Origin of the sequence: Ramlibacter sp. AN1015 (assembly GCF_037726105.1) — a bacterium.
In the GTDB taxonomy this organism is placed as follows: Bacteria; Pseudomonadota; Gammaproteobacteria; order Burkholderiales; family Burkholderiaceae_C; genus Ramlibacter.
Genome location: NZ_JBBJUM010000003.1, coordinates 362,400 through 382,457, shown reverse-complemented (window position 1 = coordinate 382,457; position 20,058 = coordinate 362,400). Strand labels below are relative to the sequence as shown.

Sequence of the window (20,058 nt, the reverse complement as noted above, 5' to 3'; positions counted from 1 at the left end):
TCCCGGCTGCTCGATAGCTGAAGGTTCCGCCTTTTTACGCCGCGAGCGACATCGTCCCAATAGGAGAAGGGTCCCAGGGAACCTGGGCTGTCCGAACGCGTTCGTCCGCCACGTAGTCCCTGGCTCAGCAACGACACGTAACTCTTGATGAGTAGTTCTCTCCTTAGCGCTGCTTTACGGCGCAATGGTTACGTTCCGACGCACATCCCCGGATGTTGCTCATCCTTAGCATTAGGATCCGCTCCCTCACGGCTGAGCCAGCCGGAATTCAAGGAGCCTGGATGAAGACGTTTCGTTTGGCCGCATTGGCGGTTGGTGTCGCATCGTTATCTGCCGGGGCACACGCCCTGGACATCGGTGTTAATGCGTGGTTTGGAAGCGAGAACGCTCAGACCGCCGAGGTGATGAAGCAACGCAACCTCAAGGTTCTTCGGATGGGGCTGTTCTGGGACCAGGACTTGACGGCCTTCAGGGATCTGGCCGCTCGGGTCAGGGCGAATGGTGGCACGCCACAAGCGGTGCTGCAGATTTCCTACCAGTGGGATCACAGCTGCAATCAGAACCTGGCCTGGGTAGAGCAGGATGCCTACAACCAGACGTATGGCGCGGTGAACAAGGTCAAGGACGTGGTGCATGACATCGAGCTGCTCAACGAGGTACAGCTGCGCCCCGAGATCCTGAAGGAGGTGACCTGGAATACCGTTGGCACGTCAACGGCGGCCTATGAAGGTAAGCCCTGTGTCGCCACCATGGTCAGTGTGCAGCGCGGCATGTCGCGTGCCATCGCGGACCTGCGCGCGAGTTCCGGTCTTCCGTTGCGGGTCATGGTCGGTCAGGTCGGACGAGACTTCGGCTGGCTCACGTTCCTGCGCAACAAGGGGGTGCAGTGGGACATCACCGGATTCCATATCTACCCGCGGTACGACTGGCCCAGCATGCTGAACGATCCTTGGTATGGCCAAGGCGGCCCGTACGCTCAGCTTGCGTCGTTCGGCAAGCCCGTGCACATCAACGAGTTTCACTGCAACGAAATCTATGACTCGGACTACCGAAACGCGCCAGGGGATCCGAAGACGGAGCAGTGCTACAAGAGCCTGGTCAAGCACCTGAAGGACTTGCGGGTGCAGACGTCTGCCAACATCGAAGCCGTCCATGTCTACTCACTCTGGGACGAGCCCTACAAGGCGGCCCCCGAGAACCGGTTTGGCATCATGTATGACATCAACACGCCGAAGATCAATATGTTCCTGGTGACGGCGTTCAGCGGTGGCGCACTGTCGAGCGCTGAACGTTATGAGATTACGCGGCGCGGACTGTTGACCAATGCGGAGATCGACGCGATGAAGGCATCGGCTCCAGCTCCGGCTCCAGCTCCAGCTCCGGCTCCGGCTCCGGCTCCGGCTCCGGCTCCGGCTCCGGCTCCGGCTCCGGCTCCGGCTCCGGCTCCGGCTCAACCTTCTGATACGCTTTCGCCTTCCGTCACAATCACCTCACCTGCGAATGGCGCGGAGTTCGAGCGCCGCGCCACCATCGGCGTGCGTGCCAACGCGGTCGATAACTTCGCTGTCAGCCAAGTCAACTTCTACCTCGACGGAAAATTGCGGTGCAGCGTGAACCAGGCACCTTACTCGTGCTCCATTCGTTTGCCCAGCAAGCGTTCCAGCAATACCGTCGTGGTGACGGCGCGGGATGTCGCTGGCAACGCGGGTAGCGCTTCGATTGGGATTTCCACTCGCTAGAGGAACACGTTGCGCAAGCGAGACTACGGTGCTAACGAGCGGGCGGGAGTACATCCGCTGCACTTCGCCTGCTCGGCAATTCCGCCTCGCTTAGCAACCCCCTGCTTGTGATCTCAAGGCGCTCGTGAGGCGATAGTGCTCCGCCGGCAAACGCGGACGCGAGGTACAGATGTGGCTTGGGTGTCTCCAGGTCATACATCAGCCCGAAGCGGTTTTCCGGCGCAGCCTTACTAGGATCATCAGTGAGCGAGTAGAGGTGGACGCTCTCGAGTAGAGCGCTTTGGCTGCGCAGTTCCTTAAGGTGCCGCGCAAGGCTCTTAAGGCACGTCTCGGTGGCCGGACCTCCGGCGCGGTTCTCGTAGTCCGACCTGTAGATCTCACCGCAGTTCATTTCGTTGATATGGACCGGTTTACCGAACGAGGCGAGCTGCTCTAGCGGACCGCCGGGCCCGTACCAGAGGTCATTCAGCAAGCTGCGGTGTTGGTGGAGGGGGTAAACGTGAAACCCCGTAACGTCCCATTGCACCCCTTTGCTGCGCAGGAACGTGAGCCAGCCGAAGTCGCGCCCGACTACCCCAACGATGACACGCAGCGGTAGCCCTGAACGGACCCGCAGGTCCGCGATTGCGCGGGACATGCCACGCTGCACACCGACCATCGTCGCAATGCAGGGTTTGCCCTCGTACGGCGCAGCGGACGTGCGGGCGCTATTCCACCGCACCTCGCGCTGAATTTCTGGGCGCAGTTGCACCTCATTCAGCAGTTCGAAGTCATGGACCACGTCCTTTACCTTATCGACTGCAGCAACCGTCTGGTTGTATGCATCGTTTTCGACCCAAGGCAGGTTCTGGTTGCACCTGTGATCCCACTGGTATGAGATTTGAAGCACACCCTGGGACCTACCGCCATTCGCCTTGAGCCGCGCGGCCAGATCACGAAACGCGGTCTGGTCCTGATCCCAGTAGAGTCCCATCCTGAGAACTTTGAAGTTGCGCTCAATCATCAACTCGGCGATCTTTTCGTTAGAGTCCAACCCGTAATGAGCGTTGACGCCCAAGTCGAAAGATGATGCCTCCGCTGATAGAGCCACAGCAGTGGCCGCGGCAGCGGCCAAGCCAAATTTCCACATCCATGTACTTGCGTGGCCCGGCTTCGTAGGGCTGCCCAACCTCGGTCGCGTAGATGTCCCGGTCCACGTCCAATCGGGGGTGACGAGATGGTGGCTGGCGGTGCGCTGCTGCACCTTGGAGCACGTTGCGTTGCGATCTAAACCGCTGGCCGATCTCCCGATTTGCCACCAGCGAAGATCGCACATAGTCGCCTCGTTCATGGTGTGTTCCGCCGGGCCTCTGACAGCCGACCCCAAATAATTGAAAACAATCCGAGCAGCAGCAATGTCTGGCTGCCGTAAGCCGCCATGACCGCGCCAGGCCATCCGTGTGCTGGGACCAGCATCAAGTTCAGTGAAATCGATGCGACGGCGGCAAGAGATTGCACCAGTGCCAGCCGCCGCTGATCGCCAGCCCCGGAAAGAGCAGCGGAGAAGATCGATTGGAATGTTATGAAGAACGGTAATAGGCAGAGCCAGCGCAGGATATCGACTGATCCTTCATATCCCTTCCCCAGTACCCACGGCGCTGCGGGAGCAGCAATGTACAAGCCTGCACCGATGATGCTGCAGTAGCACCCTGCGATAAGCGCGACCTGCCGCACGCCTTCGAGAGTGCCGGTCATGCCATCTCTTGCTCCGCGTCGAAAGAGCCGCGCCTGGAGGGCCGTCACGCACGCAAAGATCGGCATGCAGGCCATGAACGCCACGCGAAAGGCCGCCGTATAGATCCCTGCGGTGGCGTCTGTGGTGTTGCGCGTCAGGATAGCTTTGTCGGAGTCCGTCTGCACACTACGTGCGGAAATTATCACGGCGAAATACACGCCGATTCTTGCGTCTTTGATTGCCTGCCGCAGATCGAAATCGGGACGGCCGATACGATAAATCGTGTAACTCAGGATCGCGCATGCCGACAGGAGGCCTGCCGAGAGGTGCAATGCCGCCCAGTTCATTGCCGTCGGCCCTACGACTCCGGTCCAGAGAGCGGCTGCGGCGGAAAGTCGGAGGACTGCGTGTAAGCTGTTGAAAAACGCCGAGATCTGGTGCTTGTCTTGCCCATAGAACAGTTGGGCCGACACGTCCACAATTTTGGACATGAGGATTTCGGAGATCCCCAATAGAAGGACCAGCCGCCACGTCTCCGGCCCGCTCAGGAGGGTTGTGGCGATCAACAATGCAAGCCCCAAGCCCAACAAGCCGGTTGAACTTGTGGCTGCCAACACGTTGCCTAGGCACATTCGTGCCGACGCGCCGCGTGCGATGCGCATAACAGATACATCGCCCAAACCCATCGCGGAAAGAGGGATGAGCGCCGAGGTGATCGCGGCCACGGCAGCAAACCGCCCGAATTCCTCCGGACCGAGTGCGCTGGCCAACAGCACAAACTGTAGTGCCTGCATCAAAGCGATCGAGAGCTGGCTTCCCGCCGCATAGGCCGAGTTGATTGCAAGCTGGCTCGAGCGTAGACGCAGCCACAGCTGCTCCAATGCTTTCGGCGTGGCACTCGGCATCGAGAAATGAGGCATTCTTCCCTTTCACAGGAATGTGTCAGCGTCCCTTGGAACGATGCCTAGTACAAGGATTGGCCTATTTACCGCGTCAAGCTGCAAGATTCCGAACTGAATGCGGTGCACGATGTTTGTCTGTCTGGTGATGTCGCTGCGCGATCATCCTCACGGTTCTCGCCACGCGCTTGCGAGTGCGCCGCGCGGGCCGCATGCGGTACGCACCCGTCCATTTGGATGGGGCTGGGCGGGCTTGCCCCGTCCCATTGCTGCTCGCCGAGAGTGCTGCGGTACGTCCGGTCAAGCTCCTCCACCACGCGGTGAACCTGAAAGTGCCGAAGATAGTGCTCCCGGCCCGCTCTGCCCATCTGCCGCCAGGTCGCACGGTCAGTGCGGGCCAGCAGCCAGGCGAGTTGCTGCGCATCTCCTGGATCGAACAGATACCCGGTGACGCCGTCCACGACGAGCTCCTGCAGGCCGCCAACCCGCGAGGCGACTACGGCCAGGCCCGCCCGTATCGCCTCCGCTGCGGCCATGCCGAAGCCTTCCCAACGGGAAGGCACTACCAGTACGTCAGCGCTCGCATACAGCTCCTCCAACTGCATGCGGCTGCGCCATCCGGTCGTGTAGACATTTGAGGGTTTCGCGGCAATGCGGCCGCCCACATCAAGCACCGGACAGCCTACGGCCACTGCGAACGCTCGATCGCCGAGCCGGGCCATCGCCTCGTAGAGCACGTCCAGCCCTTTCTGGTGATCGAAGCGGCCCACGAAGAGCACGCGGGCGCGGTGGCGCGGCCATACGTGTGCGGCAGGCGCGGCCTCGCACATATGGGACACGTCTGCAATCCCGTTTGCAACCAAGGCGATTCGACTGTCGCGAATGCCGATTGCACTTGCTCTGCGCGCCTCATGCTTCGAGATACATACAACTGCGTCGCACAGGTGAGACCAGGCTCGCTCAACGAAACAAATAGCACGCGTCTGAACGGCGTCCGCCGCATGCCGGTCGAAGGCCCAGCCATGTGCGCAGTAAACGACCTTCGGCCGAGGCGAAAGCATTGCCAGAAGTGGACGCATGACCGCGCCGGCAAATGTGGAGTGCAGGTGCACCACACTTGGCTTCCAGGCGGCCGTGACTTCCAACGCCTTCGCCGCCATCTGAATAGAGCCGTAAACGCGTCCGCGTCCCTTGACCTGGAAACCGGTGACTGATGGACTTAGCAGCGGTGGGTGAAAGGCCATTTGTTCCTGAGGCAGGACGAACCTAACGGCGTCCGGTCCGTACCGCTCCCTTTGCAGCGGCAGGATTTCCTCGAGGTATGAACCTAGTCCCCCCTGGATTGTCTCGGCGACGTGGAGCACCCTCAACGGCTGCTGTTCGCGATCTTCCATGATGATGTCCTCTGCTTACTTGCTTGGTTTGCTTGCTGGGATTAATAGCCCTGCAGGTTTCCGGTCAGCCATAGCGAGACCGTTCTTCCGAGAATCTGAAGATCGAGCACCATGTTCGATGACCGGACGTAATGCAGGTCGTACGCAGTGCGCTGCCGCATCTGTGCCTCGTCCTCGCCGCCGCGGCAGCCGTTTACTTGAGCGAGTCCAGTGATCCCCGGTTTCACGCAGTGGCGCAGCATGTAGCCTGGAATCAGGGCGCCGTATCGTTCGTTCATGGCGATGGCGTGCGGCCGTGGACCCACTAGGCTCATGGAGCCTCCCAGCACATTGAAAAACTGGGGCAGTTCGTCCAGGGACGTGGAACGCAGGAACGCACCAATGCGGGTCACTCGGTGGTCGCGCGGAGCTGCTGCGGTGAAGGTGCTTTCTCCATCTTCCGACGCTGCCATGGTTCTGAACTTAAGTACGGTTATCAACTTTCCATTCAGCCCATGCCGGCGTTGTCGAAATAGAACAGGCGAGCCGCTTGTGGAGAGCAGCAGAATGGCGATCGCGAACATGAGGGGTAGGACGGCCGGCATCACGGCGATCGTCAGGCCGACGTCAAATCCCCGCTTCAGCACGGCGGAGTGACGATCCAGCGGCACCTTGGCGACGGCTAATGACGCCGCGTCGTCGGTGCTGCACAGCTGTGTCCGACCCGCGTTCAATCCGGCGCCGGACAGGACGTAAACGGACGCTGCAGTGTCCTGCAGTTGCGCGATTAGCCGTCTGATTCGCGGGGACTGTGTCGTGGGCAGTGTGATGTACACGGCGGGAACGGAGTTGCGGCGAACGAAGGCCGCCACGTCGTCGAGGCGCCCGCGCAACTGCGTAAGGTCGGATAACTCGAGCCGCGAGGCGGCGCGGTCGTCAAAGAAGCCGACGATGCTCTCCGCGCGCCAAGATTGTTGAAGGCTCTGGAAGTGTCGAGCCACCGGGTTGACGCCGACCACGATGGCGGAGCAAGCACTGTGTGAAATGTTGCACCTGGCTGGACGCGCGAGGCCGTGTAGGCCTGCAAGAACCCCCGTCGAAAGCAGAGCCCAGCTGATTGAAGTCACCGCGCCCGGGGCAATTGCTTGATGTACACCGATCCGATTCGCGGTGCTGTCCAGAACCACCATGAATGCCGCGATGCCGAAGATCTGGGCGGTTGGACGCGCTAGTGGCGACACGTGCCCGAGCCGAACACACCGAGTGGCTTGCGGTAGTAGCGCCATGAGCAGTAGTGCCACCGCATCGCCGTAGACCAACCCCCGCTCGACGAGCAGCAGAACGACGGCGTAGCACAGCATCATGACAGCTGTCGGGTACAGGCGCCGTCGCTGGTCGGATACAGCCGTGGTGCTGGGTTCTATAGCGGCGGCAGTGCGGGCAGTGAGGTCAGCAGCGGCGACGGGTGCGGATGCGGCGTCTGAATCCATCCGACGCATTGAAGGCGGTACTTTCGCCACGAGAAAGGTATGTTCATACCGGGCGCAGCAGGTAGTTCATCCCGAGTACTAGGCTCGCGGCGAATCTCCGGTCGCATCTGAGGCTCTTCGGGGAGGGTCGATGACCGCCGTAATTCGGTCGCGTTCGGTCGGAACCGATGCGCCCCACTTCCACGTTCGCTTGTGTCCACACGCGGGAGCTGCGCCACTGCTTGCGGCGACGTGCTCCTCGGCAGCAACAGCTCGAGGGGCAGGTTCGTGCAGATCCAGGTGCACCGGGGCACCAGTAATGGGCGATCTCTCCTAGATACAGCCACGAACGGTTGCATCACCATCATGGAGGTGCGCTTCTTCCCGGCGTACAGGAGTCCTTGATGCCCCTGGAGCGATTCCGTGAACTATTGCAGGGCCGATGGCGCACGGTCGCCCTGGTCTGGATACTGGTAGTAGGCGCAGTGTCCGTGGTCACCTGGCTGGCGGTTCCCCAGTATCGCGCCACTGTCGTCTTGATGGTCGATCCGCGGCTGCCTGATCCCCTGCTGGGCATTCCCATGCAGAACGGCTTGCCCAATCACATTCCTACTGAGATCGAGGTCGTGCAGAGCGAACGCGTGGCGATTGCCGCGATGCGCCAGCTCGGGATGCAGAACGATCCTGCCTGGCGAGCGCGATGGCTCCATAAGACGGGGGGAGATGGAGCAATAGAACCCTGGATTGCCCGCGAGCTCAGGCGAAACCTCGATGTACGTCCCACGCGAGAAACCAATGTGATCGCGATCTCTTATAGCGCTGCGGACGGAGAAACCGCTGCCCGGGTCGCGAGCGCAATCGCGGAGTCGTATATCAGCAGTTCGGCCGAACTACGTACAGAACCTGCGCGGCAGTACAACGCGTATTTCGAGGAGGCTGCCCAACGCCTTCGGGGAGAGCTGGAACAGGCGCAAGAGCGACTCGCCGATCACGAGCGAAGATACGGGCTGGTGGCGACCGACGAGCGACTTGATGTGGAGAACAGCCGTCTTGCTGAACTGAGCTCGCAGGTCGTGGTATTGCAGGCAATGGCTGCAGATGCCGACGAACGCAGCCGCTATGCAAGTCGCAATCAGCAGGGGTTCGGTGACGTGCAAAGGAACCCCGCAGTGTCTGCCCTTGCGGCGGAACTGGACCGCCAGGAGAACCGACTTTCGGAAATGCAGGCGCGGCTCGGTGATCGGCACCCCAATGTGGTCGAGGCCCGACAATCAGTCGCAGACCTGCGCAGACGCGTCGATGTGGCATCGCGGCGGGCTGCCGAAGGTATCGGTATTGAAAGCCGCATGGCTCGCGACCGCCTGCTGCATGCTCGGCGTGCCTTGGAGACTCAGCGCGCCCGAATCTTGGCGCTCAGGAGTGAGCGCAATGGTGCGCTGATACTGCAACGGGAAGTCGACAACGCGCGGCGCGCCTATGAGGCGGTTCTGACTCGGTCGAGCCAGACGGCCGTAGAGGCGGGGGCCACCCGTGGAAACGTTTCGGTCCTGCAGGGCGCGGCGGTACCGCACCTGCAAAGCTGGCCCCGGTATAGGTTGAACTTGGCGGTGGGTGTCGCCGCAGGACTAGTGCTCGCCTTGCTGGCGGCCGTATGGCGTGAGGCTTGGGATCGACGGCTGCGGGTGGCGGACGACATCGCTGATGTGCTTGGGCAATCACCACTGGTGGTGCTTCCCGATTCACGCGCCACGCAGCGGCGCCTGAGACTGGCTGCAAACTGAGGTGTTCTCACATGCATCTGCCACTTAGAAGAGACTCCTCAGACGAGACCGCCGAGGACCACCGGACGCTTCATGGCGCGAACCTAGGCTCCGATGCGCACAACGAAAACACCGTTGAACGACGGCGCCCGCGCGGCGACTGTGGCGGTGTTGAACCTGATCACACCGTGTGGCTGCAACGCGATCGCCGGCTGGGATTTGGCGACGCGCCAATCAATGGTGGCAGCGACGCCGCGGACATGCGGGAACTTCTCGCAATGCATCTGCGTGCGCCGGCGGCACCCTCTCCCAAGACATTTCAGGGAGACCCGGAATTGGTGGTCATGGCGGATCCGTCCGGATACGAGGCGGAGGTTTTTCGCGAGTTGCGCACGGAACTCATCGCGCGAGCCCGTCAGCGTGCGAGTAGGGCTGCGCTGGCTATCGTGAGCCCGAGCCGGCGCGAGGGAAAAAGCTACACGGCCGCAAACCTGTCCGCCTGCTTCGCACAGCTCGGCGGCCGCACGCTCTTGATTGACGCCGACCTGCGAACTCCGCGGCTGCAGTGGCTGCTCGGCTCGGGCGAGCATGGGGGCTTGAGCGGCATTCTGCGCGGCGATGAGCAAGCCTTCTCGTCGCTGCAGCCGGTCGCGCAAGTGCCGGGGCTTTTCTTCCTTCCTGCGGGGGCAGTCCCGCGCAACCCTGTTGAACTGCTGCAGAGCCCGCGCTTCAGCCTGCTTCTCCGAGAGCTGCTGCTGAAGTTCGACCAGGTGGTGCTGGACACACCCGCCGATGCCTGGGGTGCTGATGCGCGCGTGATCGCCGCCCAGTCCGGCTCCGCGCTCATTGTCGGACGCAAAGGGCACAGCGCGATGGCCGACCTGCGACGGTTGGTGGCAAGAATTGCGGACGCGCCGTCGGAGATCGCCGGAGTGGTGATCAATCGCTGCTAGATGCGCGTAAAGCGCCACGCCGGGGCGGGCGCGGGATGGTTGCCAGCCTTCCCGTCGAATGCGGGCCTCGATTCAGCCGCAAGTGAGCTGCTGGATGCGCCCGTCCGTTCCGAGTTGGACGTTCAGCCGTCCCACGCGGTACTCCTTCGTGACCATCTCGTTGAATCCGGTGGTACGCACCGTGCTTGCACCCGTCACGCGCTGCATTCGATCGAGCAGTTCGCGCTCGGGCGCCATCCCAATGGCAAAGCGGGCTGCGGAGGCATCGCAGGCATTGCCCGTCGAGCCGTGCGGTTCTGTAGAGGACGCCTTCTGTGCGCAGGCTTGCAGCACCAGCAGCAGTGCCGCGCAGGCGGCTAGCAGTGCCGTGATACGGGCCCCCCTCACGTCTTCTCCGACCAGAGCTCGCCGCCCGTCGCCCAGTCGTGCCGCTTGATATCGAAAAGCAGCACGTCGACCGACTCGGCCTTGCTGCCCAGCGTCTCGACGACGGCCTGGGTCAGCGCCTTCACGAGTTCTTTCTTCTGCTCGAGGGTGCGTCCTTCCATGAGTTCGACGCGGATGGTGGGCATGGGTGTGTCTCCTGAAGGGGTTGGGCCGTTGCGGCGTTCGGCACCGATTATGGTTCGCGCATACAGTGCGCATGGCCCGGCAGTCGCCGGGCTGCTTCAACCACCCCATCCAAGGAGATTCGCGCCGTGCTGACAGACGACATGCGTTCCGATTTCGATTCCATGCTGCCGGGTTCTGCCGGGCCCCAGGGGCCGAACCGACGCGGGGCGCTGAAGGCCGCGCTGGGCGTCGGCTTCGCAGCGGCGGCCGCGCCGGTGGTCGCCCAGGCCGCGATCAAGACGCCCTCGGACGGGCTGGTGACCGGCGAAATCAGCTACGAGGTCGGCGGCTTCAAGGTGCCGGCCTACCGCGCGGCGCCGGCAGGGCGCACCGGACTGCCGGTGGTGCTGGTGGTGCAGGAGATCTTCGGCGTGCACGAGTACATCGCCGACGTTGCGCGGCGCTTCGCCAAAGCCGGCTACCTGGCCATCGCGCCCGAGCTCTACGCGCGCCAGGGCGATCCGGGCTCCTTCGGCGAAGTGGGCCGCCTCATGAGTGAACTGGTCTCGAAAGTGCCGGACGCGCAGGTGATGGCCGACCTCGACGGAGCCCTCGCCTGGGCCGCTGCCAACGGAGGCGACGTGCAGAAGGCCGGCATCACAGGCTTCTGCTGGGGCGGTCGCATCACGTGGCTTTATGCCGCGCACGGTCCAGTCAAGGCCGGCGTCGCGTGGTATGGGCGGCTGGTGGGCAATGCCACGCCGCTCACGCCGCGGCACCCCGTCGATCTCGCCTCGCAGCTGAAGGCACCGGTGCTCGGCCTGTACGGCGGCGCCGACACAGGCATTCCGCTGGAGTCGGTCGAGAAGATGAAGGCGGCCTTGGCCGAGGGCTCGCCGGCGGCCGAGGCTTCGCAGTTCGTCGTCTACCCCGACGCGCCGCACGCCTTCCACGCCGACTACCGCCCCAGTTTCCGCAAGCAACCGGCAGAGGACGGCTGGAAGCGGGCCCTGGAGTGGTTCAAGCGCCACGGCGTTGCGTGACAATGCAGGCCGCGCCCACCGCCTCCGCCTGAGCTGAGGGGCGGCGGGCGCTCGAGACGATATGCAGGCAAGCCGCCCGCCGGGCGGCTTTTCCATGTTCCGGAGAGATAGGCGCGGCGGGCTTTCGCCGCCGCACGCGCCAGCAAGCTGATGAATCTGATCGCGATCGTGACGGCCACCCTGTGCGCGGGGATCGGCAGTGTGTGGATTGCCGCGCTGTTGCTGCGGCTGGGGGTGCGCGGCGGCGCGGCGCCCGAAGGCGGCGGCGTGGCGGCCCAGCACCTGCTGAGCCTCGCGGCCGGAGCCCTGCTGGCCACCGCCTTCATGCACCTGCTGCCCGAAGCCTTCAACACCGACGCGGGCGCCCAGGAGCTATTCGCGACCTTGCTGGTCGGTCTGGTGTTCTTCTTCCTGCTGGACAAGGCGCAGCTGTGGCATCACGGCCACGAGCATGGGCACGACCACGACCACGGACACGGACACGGACACGGACACGGACACGGACACGGACACGGACACGGACACGCGCCCGCGCCCGCGACCGCGACCGCGACCGATCCGGATCACGCGGCCGGCACCCCAGTGGCCGGCGGCGCGCACGGCTTTGCCGAACCCGAGCTTGCGGACCTACGCCCGCAGCACTCCCGACACCACCAGCATCACCACGCCCGGGATCACCATGCGCCCACCGGATCGGGTGGCTGGGCGGTCCTCACCGGCGACAGCGTGCACTGCTTCGGCGACGGCATCCTCATCGCGTCCGCCTTCATGGCCGACCTGCGCCTGGGCCTGGTCGCGGCGCTGTCCGTGATGGCGCACGAAATCCCGCACCACATCGGCGACCTGATCGTGCTGCGCGCCGCCAGTGGCAGCCGGCGTGCGGCTTTGCTCAAGGTGTCGCTCGCTGGCGCGGTGACGACGCTGGGCGGACTCACCGGCTGGTGGCTGGTCGATCGGCTGGAGCAGTGGTTGCCGTACTTCCTCGTGGTCGCCAGCAGCAGCTTCGTCTATGTCGCGCTCGCCGACCTGATTCCCCAGCTGCAGCGGCGACTGGGTGCGCGGGCCACGGCCACGCAGGTGCTGTGGCTGCTCGCAGGCATGGGCATGGTCACGCTGGTCAGCCTTTTCGGGCACGCGCACGCGCACTAGGACCGTGCACGCGCCGGGCTGCGCGCGGCGGTGTGCGTTCCCGTCCGCAGCCGCTGCCGCGGTGCCACGGTGCGTCGCCACGGTGCCCGTGCACGGTCCCTTGGCGCACAGCCTGTTCATCGGCTCGCGGAGTCCTACGTGCGCCTCGCCGCCGTCCGACAGGCGTTGGAGTGCCTGCCTTCTATGGTTCCCGATGCTTCGGCCGCGCCGCCATTCGGCCGCGGCGCTGCCCACCTTGCATAGGAGAGACCATGGCATCACGTGACGAGGAAGACCGCGACCGTCAGAGCCCCTCGCGCTCCGGCGCGGGGGAGGACGAATCGCAGCGCGGCGACGCGCAGGGACGAGGCGGCGAGGCCGGTTCGCTGTCGCATGGCTACGGACAGCGCACGGGCGAGTTCGGCGCGCAACGCTCGGGCGGCTACGGCGGTTATGGAGGCGGCGGCGAAAGCCAGGAGTGGCAGCAGCGCTCGTCGCCGGGTCAGCAAACCCACGGTTATGGCCGCGGCGGCGCGGAGTCCGGCGCGCGGGCCGGGGAGCCCGGCCGCGAGTTCGGAGGCCCGCACGGAGGCGACGCCGGCTCCCCGGGCTGGGCAGGCAGCCAGGGCGGCCAGCATGGCGGCTGGGGCAGCCAGTTCGGTCGCCAGGACGGCGCTCAGTCTCGAGGCCAAGGGTGGCCGCAGGGCACAGCAGGACAGCAAGGCTACGGCGGCAACCAGCAGCGCTACGGTGGGCAGCCGGGCTACGGCCAGCAGGACTACGGTGCCGACCAGCAGGGCTACGGTGCCGACCAGCAGGGCTACGGCGGTGGCCAGCAGGGCTACGGGCGCAGCCAGGAGTACGGCGGTGGCCAGCAGGCCCATGGCGGTGGTCCACACGGGTATGGAAGTCAGCAGCAGGGGTATGCCCGCGACCAGCAGGGCTACGGCGGCAGCCGGCAAGCCTACGGCGGTGGCAGGCAAGGCTATGGCGAAGGCACCCGAGGCTTCGGCGGCAGCCCGCAAGGCTACGAAGGAAACCAGCAGAGCTATGGCTATGGCGGCTACGGCGGCCAAGGCGCCCAGGGTGGCCATCACCAGGCTGCCGGGCAGCCGGGCACTACCGGCCACGGCTGGGGCGGCGGCCGGCAGCACGAGCAGGGCCAGGGAAGCTACGGGTCCACCAGCGGCGGCTCGGAACATGACTGGAGGTCGGGCGGTGAACCTCGGCGGCAAGGCAGCCATTTCGACCCCGATTACCACCAGTGGCGCGAAGAGCAGCTGCGTGGCCTGGACGAGGACTACCAGCAGTGGCGCCAGGAGCGGTTCAAGCGCTTCTCGGACGACTTCACCGCCTGGCGGGCGGCGCGCCAGCGTGGCGGCCAGAGCGCTTCCGGCCAGGGCAGCACGACAGAGCCCGCAGCGCAGAGCCGCCGACCGCAGGAGATGGGGCAGGGCCAGGATCAGCAGGACCACCGGCAGGAGGACCACCAGCAGGACCAGGGCGGCCGCAGTACGCTGGCAGGCTCGAGCGGCATGGGGGCGGCTGGCAAGCCCATGAGCGGAGCCTCCTCCGCCAGCCGCGGCGGCGACAGCAGTGACGCGGCCGCACGGCAGGGGACGGACTCCGCCGCCCGAGGTGGGCAGGACGCAAAGCCGCGCTGAAGTGCAGATGCGACCCGGTGCGCCGTTGAGGACCGCCAGCTGAAGCAGCGGACGTTGCGGCGCCTACAATTGCAACCCAGTTGCGATTCGTGCCGGCCGGTGCGGGCCGAGAGTCGCCGCTCCTGCCTCTTCTTCAGCCCTCACGTCCATCATGCGCAGCCCCCTCGATGCCCAGCTCGACGCAGCCCTCGCTTCTGCGGGGTTGCGCCGCACCGCGGGAACGCTGGCGCTCGCCCGGGTGTTCGGCACCACCCCTGACGCGGTCCTGTCGCACGCCGAGATCGAGCACGTGCTGGTGCGGCAGGGAGTCGAGATCAATCGCGTCACGCTGTACCGGCTGCTCGAGCGCTTTGTTGCGGCCGGGCTGCTGCGCCGCACCGTGGACGCGCAGCGTGTGTCGCGTTTTTCGGCAGCGAACCGCGAAAGCGGCGTACCCCGATTCGAATGCGACGACTGCCATCGGCACTTCCGTCTGACCGACGACGGCGGCAAGCTCGACGCCGCCGCCCGCAAGGTGCTCCAGGCGCTGGAGGCCGCCGGCCACGAGGGGCATTCGATCGATGTCGCCGTCCATGGGCGCTGCGCCGGCTGCGCGGGGCACGGCTTGCGGCGGGAGCGCGCTTGAAGGTGCACGCCGCCGCACGCCACCGGTGGCTGGCTCTGGTGCTGGTGGCGCTGGTGTGCGCCCAGGCCCTCGGCTTCATGCACCGGGTCGCGCACGCGCCCGCGGCATTCGGCGCGGTGCTCCACACGGCGCCCGGCACCTCGTCCGGTCGCCACGTTTCACACGAGAGCCACCTCGCCCGGGCTGCCCACGGCGGCGCCGACCAGCACGCCCGGCACACCCGCCAAAACGACCCCCAGGCACACGCGGGAGAGCCGCGGCACCTGGGCGCGCCCAACTGGCTCGCGCTGCTCTTCTCGCTGCATGAAGGCGAGGGCGACTGCCGGCTCTACGACAGCGCTGGGCCGCAGGTTCTTGCCTGCGCGGTGCCGCTGGTCGTCCCCATCCTTTCCGCGCCGCTCGCCTATCTGCGACTTCTTGCGTTTGGCTTCGTCGCACGCTGGGCGGCGCTGTTCGACGCCCGCGGACCGCCTTCGTTCTCCCGCTGAGACCGTGCACCCGGCGCCCCGTCTGCAGGGCGGCGCCGCGGTGCCCATTTCCCTTCCATTCGCGAGAGAACATGAACATTTCCCATTGCATGGGCGGCGTTTCGCTGCCCCCTTCCGCGACGCTGCCTGCGCCACGCATGCCGTCTTCGCCCGGGTCATCGGCGCCGGCGAAAACCCGCTCGACGAAGCGCCCGCTCGTCGCGATCGCGTGCGCGCTCGCCTGCGGATCCGCACTGGCCCAAGCCGGCGCAGCGGGCAGTCCGGGCGGCGGCTGGCAGGCCGGCGCCGTGCTGGACGTGAGCGCGAGCTCGCGCGCGCTGGCCCTGGGTCAGCGTGACCGCGGGCTGGCCCTGGGACACAGCGATCTTTCGGCCTACGGGCCGCTCGGAAACCACCTGGACGCCCAGCTCACGGCGGCCGTGCACAGCGACCATGGCAAGTACGAGCTCGAACTGGACGAGGCCTGGGTGCAGACGCGCACGCTGCCCGCGGGCCTGCAGTTGCGCGCCGGACGCTTCGCATCGCAGATCGGCTACCTCAACGAACAGCATCCGCATGCCGACGACTTCGTCCAGCGGCCGCTGCTGTACCGGGCGTTTTTCGGAGACCACTGGACGGACGACGGACTGCGGCTGAACTGGACCGCCGCCACCGATCTGTACCTGCGGCTGGGTGCGGAGGTGTTCCGCGGCAAGCGCCTGGTCGAGGAGGCCGACAGCGCATCCAGCCCAGGAGCCGCCGTGCTGTCCGCCCGCATCGGCGGCGACATCGGCGCCAGCCACAGCTGGCAGGCCGGCCTGTCGTACCTGCACAACCGGCGCGATGCCGGGCACGCCCATGAAGCCGAAGAGGAAGGGGAAGAGGCGGGGCACCACGACGCGCATGAAGACGATGGCCACGGCGATGCACACGGCGGGCACGGCGCGGCCTACAGCGGGCGCGGACTCTGGCTCGGTGGCGTTACCTGGAAGTGGGCGCCCGACGGCAACAACAGCCGCCAGCAGGTCCGCGTCACGTACGAGCGCGCCGTGGTGCGCAAGCCCGCCGGGCTCGCCGGCAGCGGCGACCGGCACCGGGCCGACACGCTGAGCGCTGTCTGGCGTTTCGCGCCGGCCTGGGAGGTGGGGGCCCGAACGGATGCGCTTTCCGTACGCATTGCGCACGAGGACCATGTCGATCATGGCCGCCTGCGGGAGCATGCGCTGATGCTGGCCTACAAGCCGACGCACCAGCAGACCTTCCGCGTGCAGGCCACCCGCCAGCGCGACCGCGGCGGCTTCGAGGCGGCCACCCAGGCGCTGCAGCTCCAGTACATCCTCAACTTCGGCGCCCATGCAGCACACGCGTTCTAACCCCCTGCGCGTGCTGCTGGCGGCCGTGGCCGCGTGCTGCCTCGCCACCCCTGCGCAGGCGCTGTCGGTCTTCACCTGCGAGCCCGAATGGGCATCGCTGGTGCGCCAGCTGGCGCCGGACGCCGAGGTGCGCAGCGCGACCCATGCCCGCCAGGACCCCCACCACATCGAGGCCCGCCCCAGTCTCATCGCGGCGCTGCGGCGCGCCGACCTGGCGGTGTGCACGGGCGCCTCGCTGGAGGCCGGCTGGCTGCCGATGCTGCAGCAGCGCGCGGGCAATCCCCGGGTGCGCGATGGAGCCGCCGGCATGCTCTATGCGGCCGACCACGTGGCGCTGATCGATCCGCGCCCGCCGGGGAGCCCCTTCGATGGCGACGTGCACTCCGAAGGCAACCCGCACGTGCACCTCGATCCGTGGCGCGTGCTCGACGTCGCCGAGGCGGTGCGCGACGCGATCGCGCAGGTCGCGCCGGCGCGCCGCGAGCAGGTCCATGCACGCCACGCCGCGTGGGAGCGTGACTGGCGCGCCCGCATCACGCAGTGGGAGCGCAAGGCCGCACCCCTGCGCGGTACGCGGGTGGCAGCGCAGCACACCACCTTCGCGTACCTCTGGAACTGGCTGGGGATCGATCAGGTGGCCGACCTGGAGCCCAAGCCGGGCATGCCACCCACGCCCGGCCACCTGCAGCGCGTGCTCGAAGCCGCGCGCGCTGCCCCGCCGCGCGCGGTGGTGGTATCGATCTACCAGGACGCGCGCCCGGCGCAGTGGCTGGGGCAGCAGTTCGGCGTGCCCGTGCTGCAGCTGCCTTCCACGGTGCTGGGCGAGCCGCCCGCGCCGGACCTTGCCGCCCTGTACGACCACCTGCTCGAGCGCCTGCTCGCCCTGGCGCGATGACGGTGGCCGACGTCGCCTGGCTGCTGCCGCCTGCGGCGGCGCTCGCCGCGGCATGCGTCCTGCTCGCGCCGTTGGGCCGGCAGGTGCTCGCACGCGGCGTGGTCTTCATCGACCTGGCGGTGGCGCAGGTGGCGGCCTGCGGTGTGCTCGTGCTCGCACTGCGGGAGGAACACCCGCCGCTGTGGCTCACCGGCATCGGCGCCGCTGCCGCGGCGCTCCTGGGCGCGGCGCTGGTGTGGTGGCTCGCGCGCCGCTGGCCGGCGCAGCGTGAGGCGCTGATCGGCCTCGTGTACGTGGCCGGAGCGGGCCTGAGCGTGGTCGCGGCGGGGTTCGACCCGCACGGGCGCGAGCGCCTGGCGGCCCTGCTGGCAGCGGATGTCCTGTGGGCGCCGCCGAGTTCGGCGCTCGTGCTCGCCGGCGCGGCCGCGATCGTGCTCGCGATCGCCCGGCGCGGCGTGCTCGGGCGCGACGCCGTTTTCTATCCGGTGTTCGCCCTGGCGCTGAGCGCCGCAGTGCCGGTGCTGGGCCTGTATCTCGTGTTCGCGCTCCTCATCGCACCCGCACTGTGGTGCCGGCGCGGCGCTGCGCTGTCCGTGTCGATCGTCCTGGCGCTCGCGGCGTGTGCCGCGGGCATGGGGCTGTCGTGGGGGCTCGATCTGCCCAGCGGCGCGAGCGTTGCCGTGGCCCTCTGTCTGCTGGGGTTGGGCGCGGCGTTCTCGCCGCGCCAGGCGACATGCGACGCGCAGGACACTCCGGCGCCCGGGCGCAACTAGCGTGTGGAGTAGCCGGTCACGCGCCAGCGCCCGTCGGGCTCGCGCACGGTGGTGACGAGCTCCTGCACGTCGGGCTTCGCGTCGAAGCGCGAGCGGAACACCAGCGTCACGTAGTCGCCCTCCGGGCGGCCTTCGAGCTTGCGCTTGTAGACCGCTTCCACCGGCGTGCGCTCGATGAGCGCTCCGAGCGGCGCCCGGGCTTTCGGAATGCCGTCCATCCACGCCGGCAGCGGAACGCTGGCGCGGAACATGGCGGCGGCGGTGTCCCAGGCCGTGCCCCAGTCGCGGCGGTCCAGCAGCAGCAGCCAGCCCATGGCGGCCAGGCGCGCCGCCTCCTGCATCTCGGCCGTGTCGCCCGTGGGCGAGGCGGAGGACGAGGGCGAGGACGAAGGCGAGGGCGAGGGCGAGGGCGAGGGCGAAGGTGCCCCGGACGGCGGTGTGGCTGCGGGCGGCTCGGCGGACCGCGGGACCGGCGCGCCGAGCCCGGTTCCTCTTGCGCCGCCCGCGCCGTTCGCGCCTTCCGGCAGCTTCAGCTGGGCGAATGCGGCCGATGCGGTCAGGGCGGCCGCGAGCAGGGCGGTGAGCGGCAGGAGTTTTCGAGAGTTCATGGCAATGGATGGGGCAGCGGGGCGCCAGGGCCCTGCCGACGGGGTGTCGGGAATCGCACCAGTCTAGCCCCCCGCAACGGGCGCCGAGGGACCCAGCAATTCCGTCATGCGCCGGGCGCAGACCTGGCCCTGGTCTTCCATGTTGTTGTTGAAGATCACGTGCACCTTGTCGGCATGGCGGCCCAGCGCGTGCAGGGGCGGCACCAGTGCGGCGAGTTCCTCGTCCGTGTAGAGGTAGTTGAAGCGGTCCGCTGCGCGGGTGGCGCCCTGCACGTTCCAGGTGGCGCGGTTGCGCCCGTGCAGCCGCAGGATGGAGAGCTCCCGGCGCGTCGCCTCCCAGATGGCAGGTACCGTGTTGGCGAAACCCTGCGGTGCATCGACCACGGTGTGGACGACGCCCAGTTCGCGCTCGAAGGCGAGTGTGGCGGCGGCGTGTTCGCCCGCAAACCAGCTCGCGTGCCGGAACTCGACCGCCATCAGCTGCCCCGCCATGCGCCGCGCACAGGCGGCTACGTGCTCGATGCCTTCGGCGTTGCGCACCACCCAGGGCGCGAACTGGAAGTGCACGGCGGTGAGCTTGCCCGCTGCCTGCAGGGGCGCCAGCGCATCGAGGAAGCGTCGCCACAGCTCGTCACGGATCTCGGGCGGAAGTTGCCGGTAGTGCAGCTGCGCGGGCGCGTGCGGTCCCAGCGCGCGCCGGATGTCCGGGTGCAGCACCGCCGGCGAAGCCGGATGCCCGGTGAACAGGCGGAAGGCCTTCACGTTGAACTCGAACCCCTGCGGCGTGCGCTCGGCCCATAGCTGCGCGGTGTGCGGGTCGGGAATGGCGTAGTAGCTCGAATCGACTTCCACCATCGGGAAGTGGCTGGCGTAGTGGCGCAGGCGCTGCTCGGCGCTCATCGACTTGCGCGGATAGAAGCGACCGCACTCGATCAGGGACTTGTCGGTCCAGGAGGCGGTCCCCACCAGGTACAGGGCCATGGCCTCATTACAACGCAGTCGCGGGCCGGCGGGCATGTCCTG

Annotated in this window: 19 protein-coding genes; 11 read left to right on the top strand and 8 right to left on the bottom strand. The window is 66.7% G+C overall.

Features of this window, described 5'->3' with window-relative positions:
• Positions 1 to 281: 281 nt before the first annotated feature.
• Positions 282 to 1,739, top strand: a complete 1,458-nt coding sequence (locus WG922_RS07020) for an Ig-like domain-containing protein (protein WP_340281638.1) — start codon at positions 282 to 284, stop codon at positions 1,737 to 1,739.
• Between the two features lie 31 nt (positions 1,740 to 1,770).
• On the opposite strand, the gene WG922_RS07015 is transcribed toward WG922_RS07020, so the two are convergent.
• From WG922_RS07015 to WG922_RS07000, 4 genes are all read right to left on the bottom strand, one after another.
• On the bottom strand, positions 1,771 to 3,069 hold the full coding sequence (locus WG922_RS07015; protein WP_340281637.1) for a hypothetical protein: 1,299 nt from the start codon (positions 3,067 to 3,069) through the stop codon (positions 1,771 to 1,773).
• The gene (locus tag WG922_RS07010; RefSeq protein ID WP_340281636.1) at positions 3,066 to 4,373 is read right to left on the bottom strand and encodes a lipopolysaccharide biosynthesis protein; all 1,308 of its coding nucleotides are present in this window, start codon (positions 4,371 to 4,373) and stop codon (positions 3,066 to 3,068) included. Before WG922_RS07010 ends, WG922_RS07015 begins: the two co-directional genes overlap by 4 nt.
• Positions 4,374 to 4,438: 65 nt before the next feature.
• Positions 4,439 to 5,746, bottom strand: coding sequence for a glycosyltransferase family 4 protein (locus tag WG922_RS07005; RefSeq protein WP_340281635.1), 1,308 nt, complete (start codon positions 5,744 to 5,746; stop codon positions 4,439 to 4,441).
• Positions 5,747 to 5,787: 41 nt separating this feature from the next.
• Complete coding sequence (locus WG922_RS07000) at positions 5,788 to 7,089, bottom strand: exopolysaccharide biosynthesis polyprenyl glycosylphosphotransferase (RefSeq protein ID WP_340281634.1); 1,302 nt, start codon at positions 7,087 to 7,089, stop codon at positions 5,788 to 5,790.
• A 596-nt stretch (positions 7,090 to 7,685) separates the two neighbouring features.
• On the opposite strand from WG922_RS07000, the gene WG922_RS06995 reads away from it, so the two are divergent.
• Positions 7,686 to 8,975: a GNVR domain-containing protein gene (locus WG922_RS06995; RefSeq protein WP_340281633.1), complete on the top strand. Its 1,290-nt coding sequence runs from the start codon at positions 7,686 to 7,688 to the stop codon at positions 8,973 to 8,975.
• 11 nt (positions 8,976 to 8,986) lie between these two features.
• Positions 8,987 to 9,907: a CpsD/CapB family tyrosine-protein kinase gene (locus WG922_RS06990; protein ID WP_340281632.1), complete on the top strand. Its 921-nt coding sequence runs from the start codon at positions 8,987 to 8,989 to the stop codon at positions 9,905 to 9,907.
• A gap of 72 nt (positions 9,908 to 9,979) precedes the next feature.
• Here the strand turns inward: WG922_RS06990 and WG922_RS06985 are convergent, their stop codons facing one another.
• Together WG922_RS06985 and WG922_RS06980 are read right to left on the bottom strand one after the other, a co-directional pair.
• Complete coding sequence (locus WG922_RS06985) at positions 9,980 to 10,294, bottom strand: I78 family peptidase inhibitor (RefSeq protein ID WP_340281630.1); 315 nt, start codon at positions 10,292 to 10,294, stop codon at positions 9,980 to 9,982.
• Complete coding sequence (locus WG922_RS06980) at positions 10,291 to 10,479, bottom strand: 4-oxalocrotonate tautomerase (protein ID WP_340281628.1); 189 nt, start codon at positions 10,477 to 10,479, stop codon at positions 10,291 to 10,293. The genes WG922_RS06985 and WG922_RS06980 overlap by 4 nt, the downstream gene beginning before the upstream one ends.
• A 126-nt stretch (positions 10,480 to 10,605) precedes the next feature.
• Between WG922_RS06980 and WG922_RS06975 the strand changes: the two genes are divergently transcribed.
• The 8 genes from WG922_RS06975 (at position 10,606) to WG922_RS06940 (ending at position 18,427) form a co-directional block, all read left to right on the top strand.
• Entirely contained in the window at positions 10,606 to 11,502 is an 897-nt protein-coding gene (locus WG922_RS06975) for a dienelactone hydrolase family protein (protein WP_340281627.1), read from the top strand.
• Positions 11,503 to 11,652: 150 nt separating this feature from the next.
• Positions 11,653 to 12,651, top strand: a complete 999-nt coding sequence (locus WG922_RS06970; protein WP_340281625.1) for a ZIP family metal transporter — start codon at positions 11,653 to 11,655, stop codon at positions 12,649 to 12,651.
• Between the two features lie 251 nt (positions 12,652 to 12,902).
• Positions 12,903 to 14,294 (top strand): hypothetical protein, encoded by a 1,392-nt coding sequence (locus tag WG922_RS06965; RefSeq protein ID WP_340281623.1) that lies wholly within the window; start codon positions 12,903 to 12,905, stop codon positions 14,292 to 14,294.
• Between the two features lie 151 nt (positions 14,295 to 14,445).
• A complete protein-coding gene (locus tag WG922_RS06960) occupies positions 14,446 to 14,919 on the top strand; it encodes a Fur family transcriptional regulator (protein ID WP_340281621.1) in 474 nt (157 codons plus the stop codon).
• A gap of 2 nt (positions 14,920 to 14,921) precedes the next feature.
• Entirely contained in the window at positions 14,922 to 15,407 is a 486-nt protein-coding gene (locus WG922_RS06955; RefSeq protein WP_340281826.1) for a hypothetical protein, read from the top strand.
• Between the two features lie 71 nt (positions 15,408 to 15,478).
• Positions 15,479 to 16,759, top strand: coding sequence for a hypothetical protein (locus WG922_RS06950; RefSeq protein ID WP_340281619.1), 1,281 nt, complete (start codon positions 15,479 to 15,481; stop codon positions 16,757 to 16,759).
• A complete protein-coding gene (locus WG922_RS06945; RefSeq protein WP_340281617.1) occupies positions 16,740 to 17,654 on the top strand; it encodes a metal ABC transporter solute-binding protein, Zn/Mn family in 915 nt (304 codons plus the stop codon). The genes WG922_RS06950 and WG922_RS06945 overlap by 20 nt, the downstream gene beginning before the upstream one ends.
• Entirely contained in the window at positions 17,651 to 18,427 is a 777-nt protein-coding gene (locus WG922_RS06940; RefSeq protein WP_340281614.1) for a metal ABC transporter permease, read from the top strand. The genes WG922_RS06945 and WG922_RS06940 overlap by 4 nt, the downstream gene beginning before the upstream one ends.
• Here the strand turns inward: WG922_RS06940 and WG922_RS06935 are convergent.
• Positions 18,424 to 19,035 (bottom strand): DUF4019 domain-containing protein, encoded by a 612-nt coding sequence (locus tag WG922_RS06935; protein ID WP_340281611.1) that lies wholly within the window; start codon positions 19,033 to 19,035, stop codon positions 18,424 to 18,426. The two genes, WG922_RS06940 and WG922_RS06935, sit on opposite strands and share 4 nt — an antisense overlap.
• 63 nt (positions 19,036 to 19,098) lie before the next feature.
• Positions 19,099 to 20,016 (bottom strand): DUF72 domain-containing protein, encoded by a 918-nt coding sequence (locus tag WG922_RS06930; protein ID WP_340281610.1) that lies wholly within the window; start codon positions 20,014 to 20,016, stop codon positions 19,099 to 19,101.
• Positions 20,017 to 20,058 lie beyond the last annotated feature (42 nt).

Excerpts from the sequence above, each read along its gene's own strand:
- WG922_RS07020 (WP_340281638.1), top strand. The coding sequence starts at position 282 with ATGAAGACGTTTCGTTTGGCCGCATTGGCGGTTGGTGTCGCATCGTTA.
- WG922_RS07015 (WP_340281637.1), bottom strand. The coding sequence starts at position 3,069 with ATGAACGAGGCGACTATGTGCGATCTTCGCTGGTGGCAAATCGGGAGA.
- WG922_RS07010 (WP_340281636.1), bottom strand. The coding sequence starts at position 4,373 with ATGCCTCATTTCTCGATGCCGAGTGCCACGCCGAAAGCATTGGAGCAG.
- WG922_RS07005 (WP_340281635.1), bottom strand. The coding sequence starts at position 5,746 with ATGGAAGATCGCGAACAGCAGCCGTTGAGGGTGCTCCACGTCGCCGAG.
- WG922_RS07000 (WP_340281634.1), bottom strand. The coding sequence starts at position 7,089 with ATGATGCTGTGCTACGCCGTCGTTCTGCTGCTCGTCGAGCGGGGGTTG.
- WG922_RS06990 (WP_340281632.1), top strand. The coding sequence starts at position 8,987 with ATGCATCTGCCACTTAGAAGAGACTCCTCAGACGAGACCGCCGAGGAC.
- WG922_RS06980 (WP_340281628.1), bottom strand. The coding sequence starts at position 10,479 with ATGCCCACCATCCGCGTCGAACTCATGGAAGGACGCACCCTCGAGCAG.
- WG922_RS06970 (WP_340281625.1), top strand. The coding sequence starts at position 11,653 with ATGAATCTGATCGCGATCGTGACGGCCACCCTGTGCGCGGGGATCGGC.
- WG922_RS06965 (WP_340281623.1), top strand. The coding sequence starts at position 12,903 with ATGGCATCACGTGACGAGGAAGACCGCGACCGTCAGAGCCCCTCGCGC.
- WG922_RS06960 (WP_340281621.1), top strand. The coding sequence starts at position 14,446 with ATGCGCAGCCCCCTCGATGCCCAGCTCGACGCAGCCCTCGCTTCTGCG.
- WG922_RS06950 (WP_340281619.1), top strand. The coding sequence starts at position 15,479 with ATGAACATTTCCCATTGCATGGGCGGCGTTTCGCTGCCCCCTTCCGCG.
- WG922_RS06945 (WP_340281617.1), top strand. The coding sequence starts at position 16,740 with ATGCAGCACACGCGTTCTAACCCCCTGCGCGTGCTGCTGGCGGCCGTG.
- WG922_RS06940 (WP_340281614.1), top strand. The coding sequence starts at position 17,651 with ATGACGGTGGCCGACGTCGCCTGGCTGCTGCCGCCTGCGGCGGCGCTC.
- WG922_RS06935 (WP_340281611.1), bottom strand. The coding sequence starts at position 19,035 with ATGAACTCTCGAAAACTCCTGCCGCTCACCGCCCTGCTCGCGGCCGCC.
- WG922_RS06930 (WP_340281610.1), bottom strand. The coding sequence starts at position 20,016 with ATGGCCCTGTACCTGGTGGGGACCGCCTCCTGGACCGACAAGTCCCTG.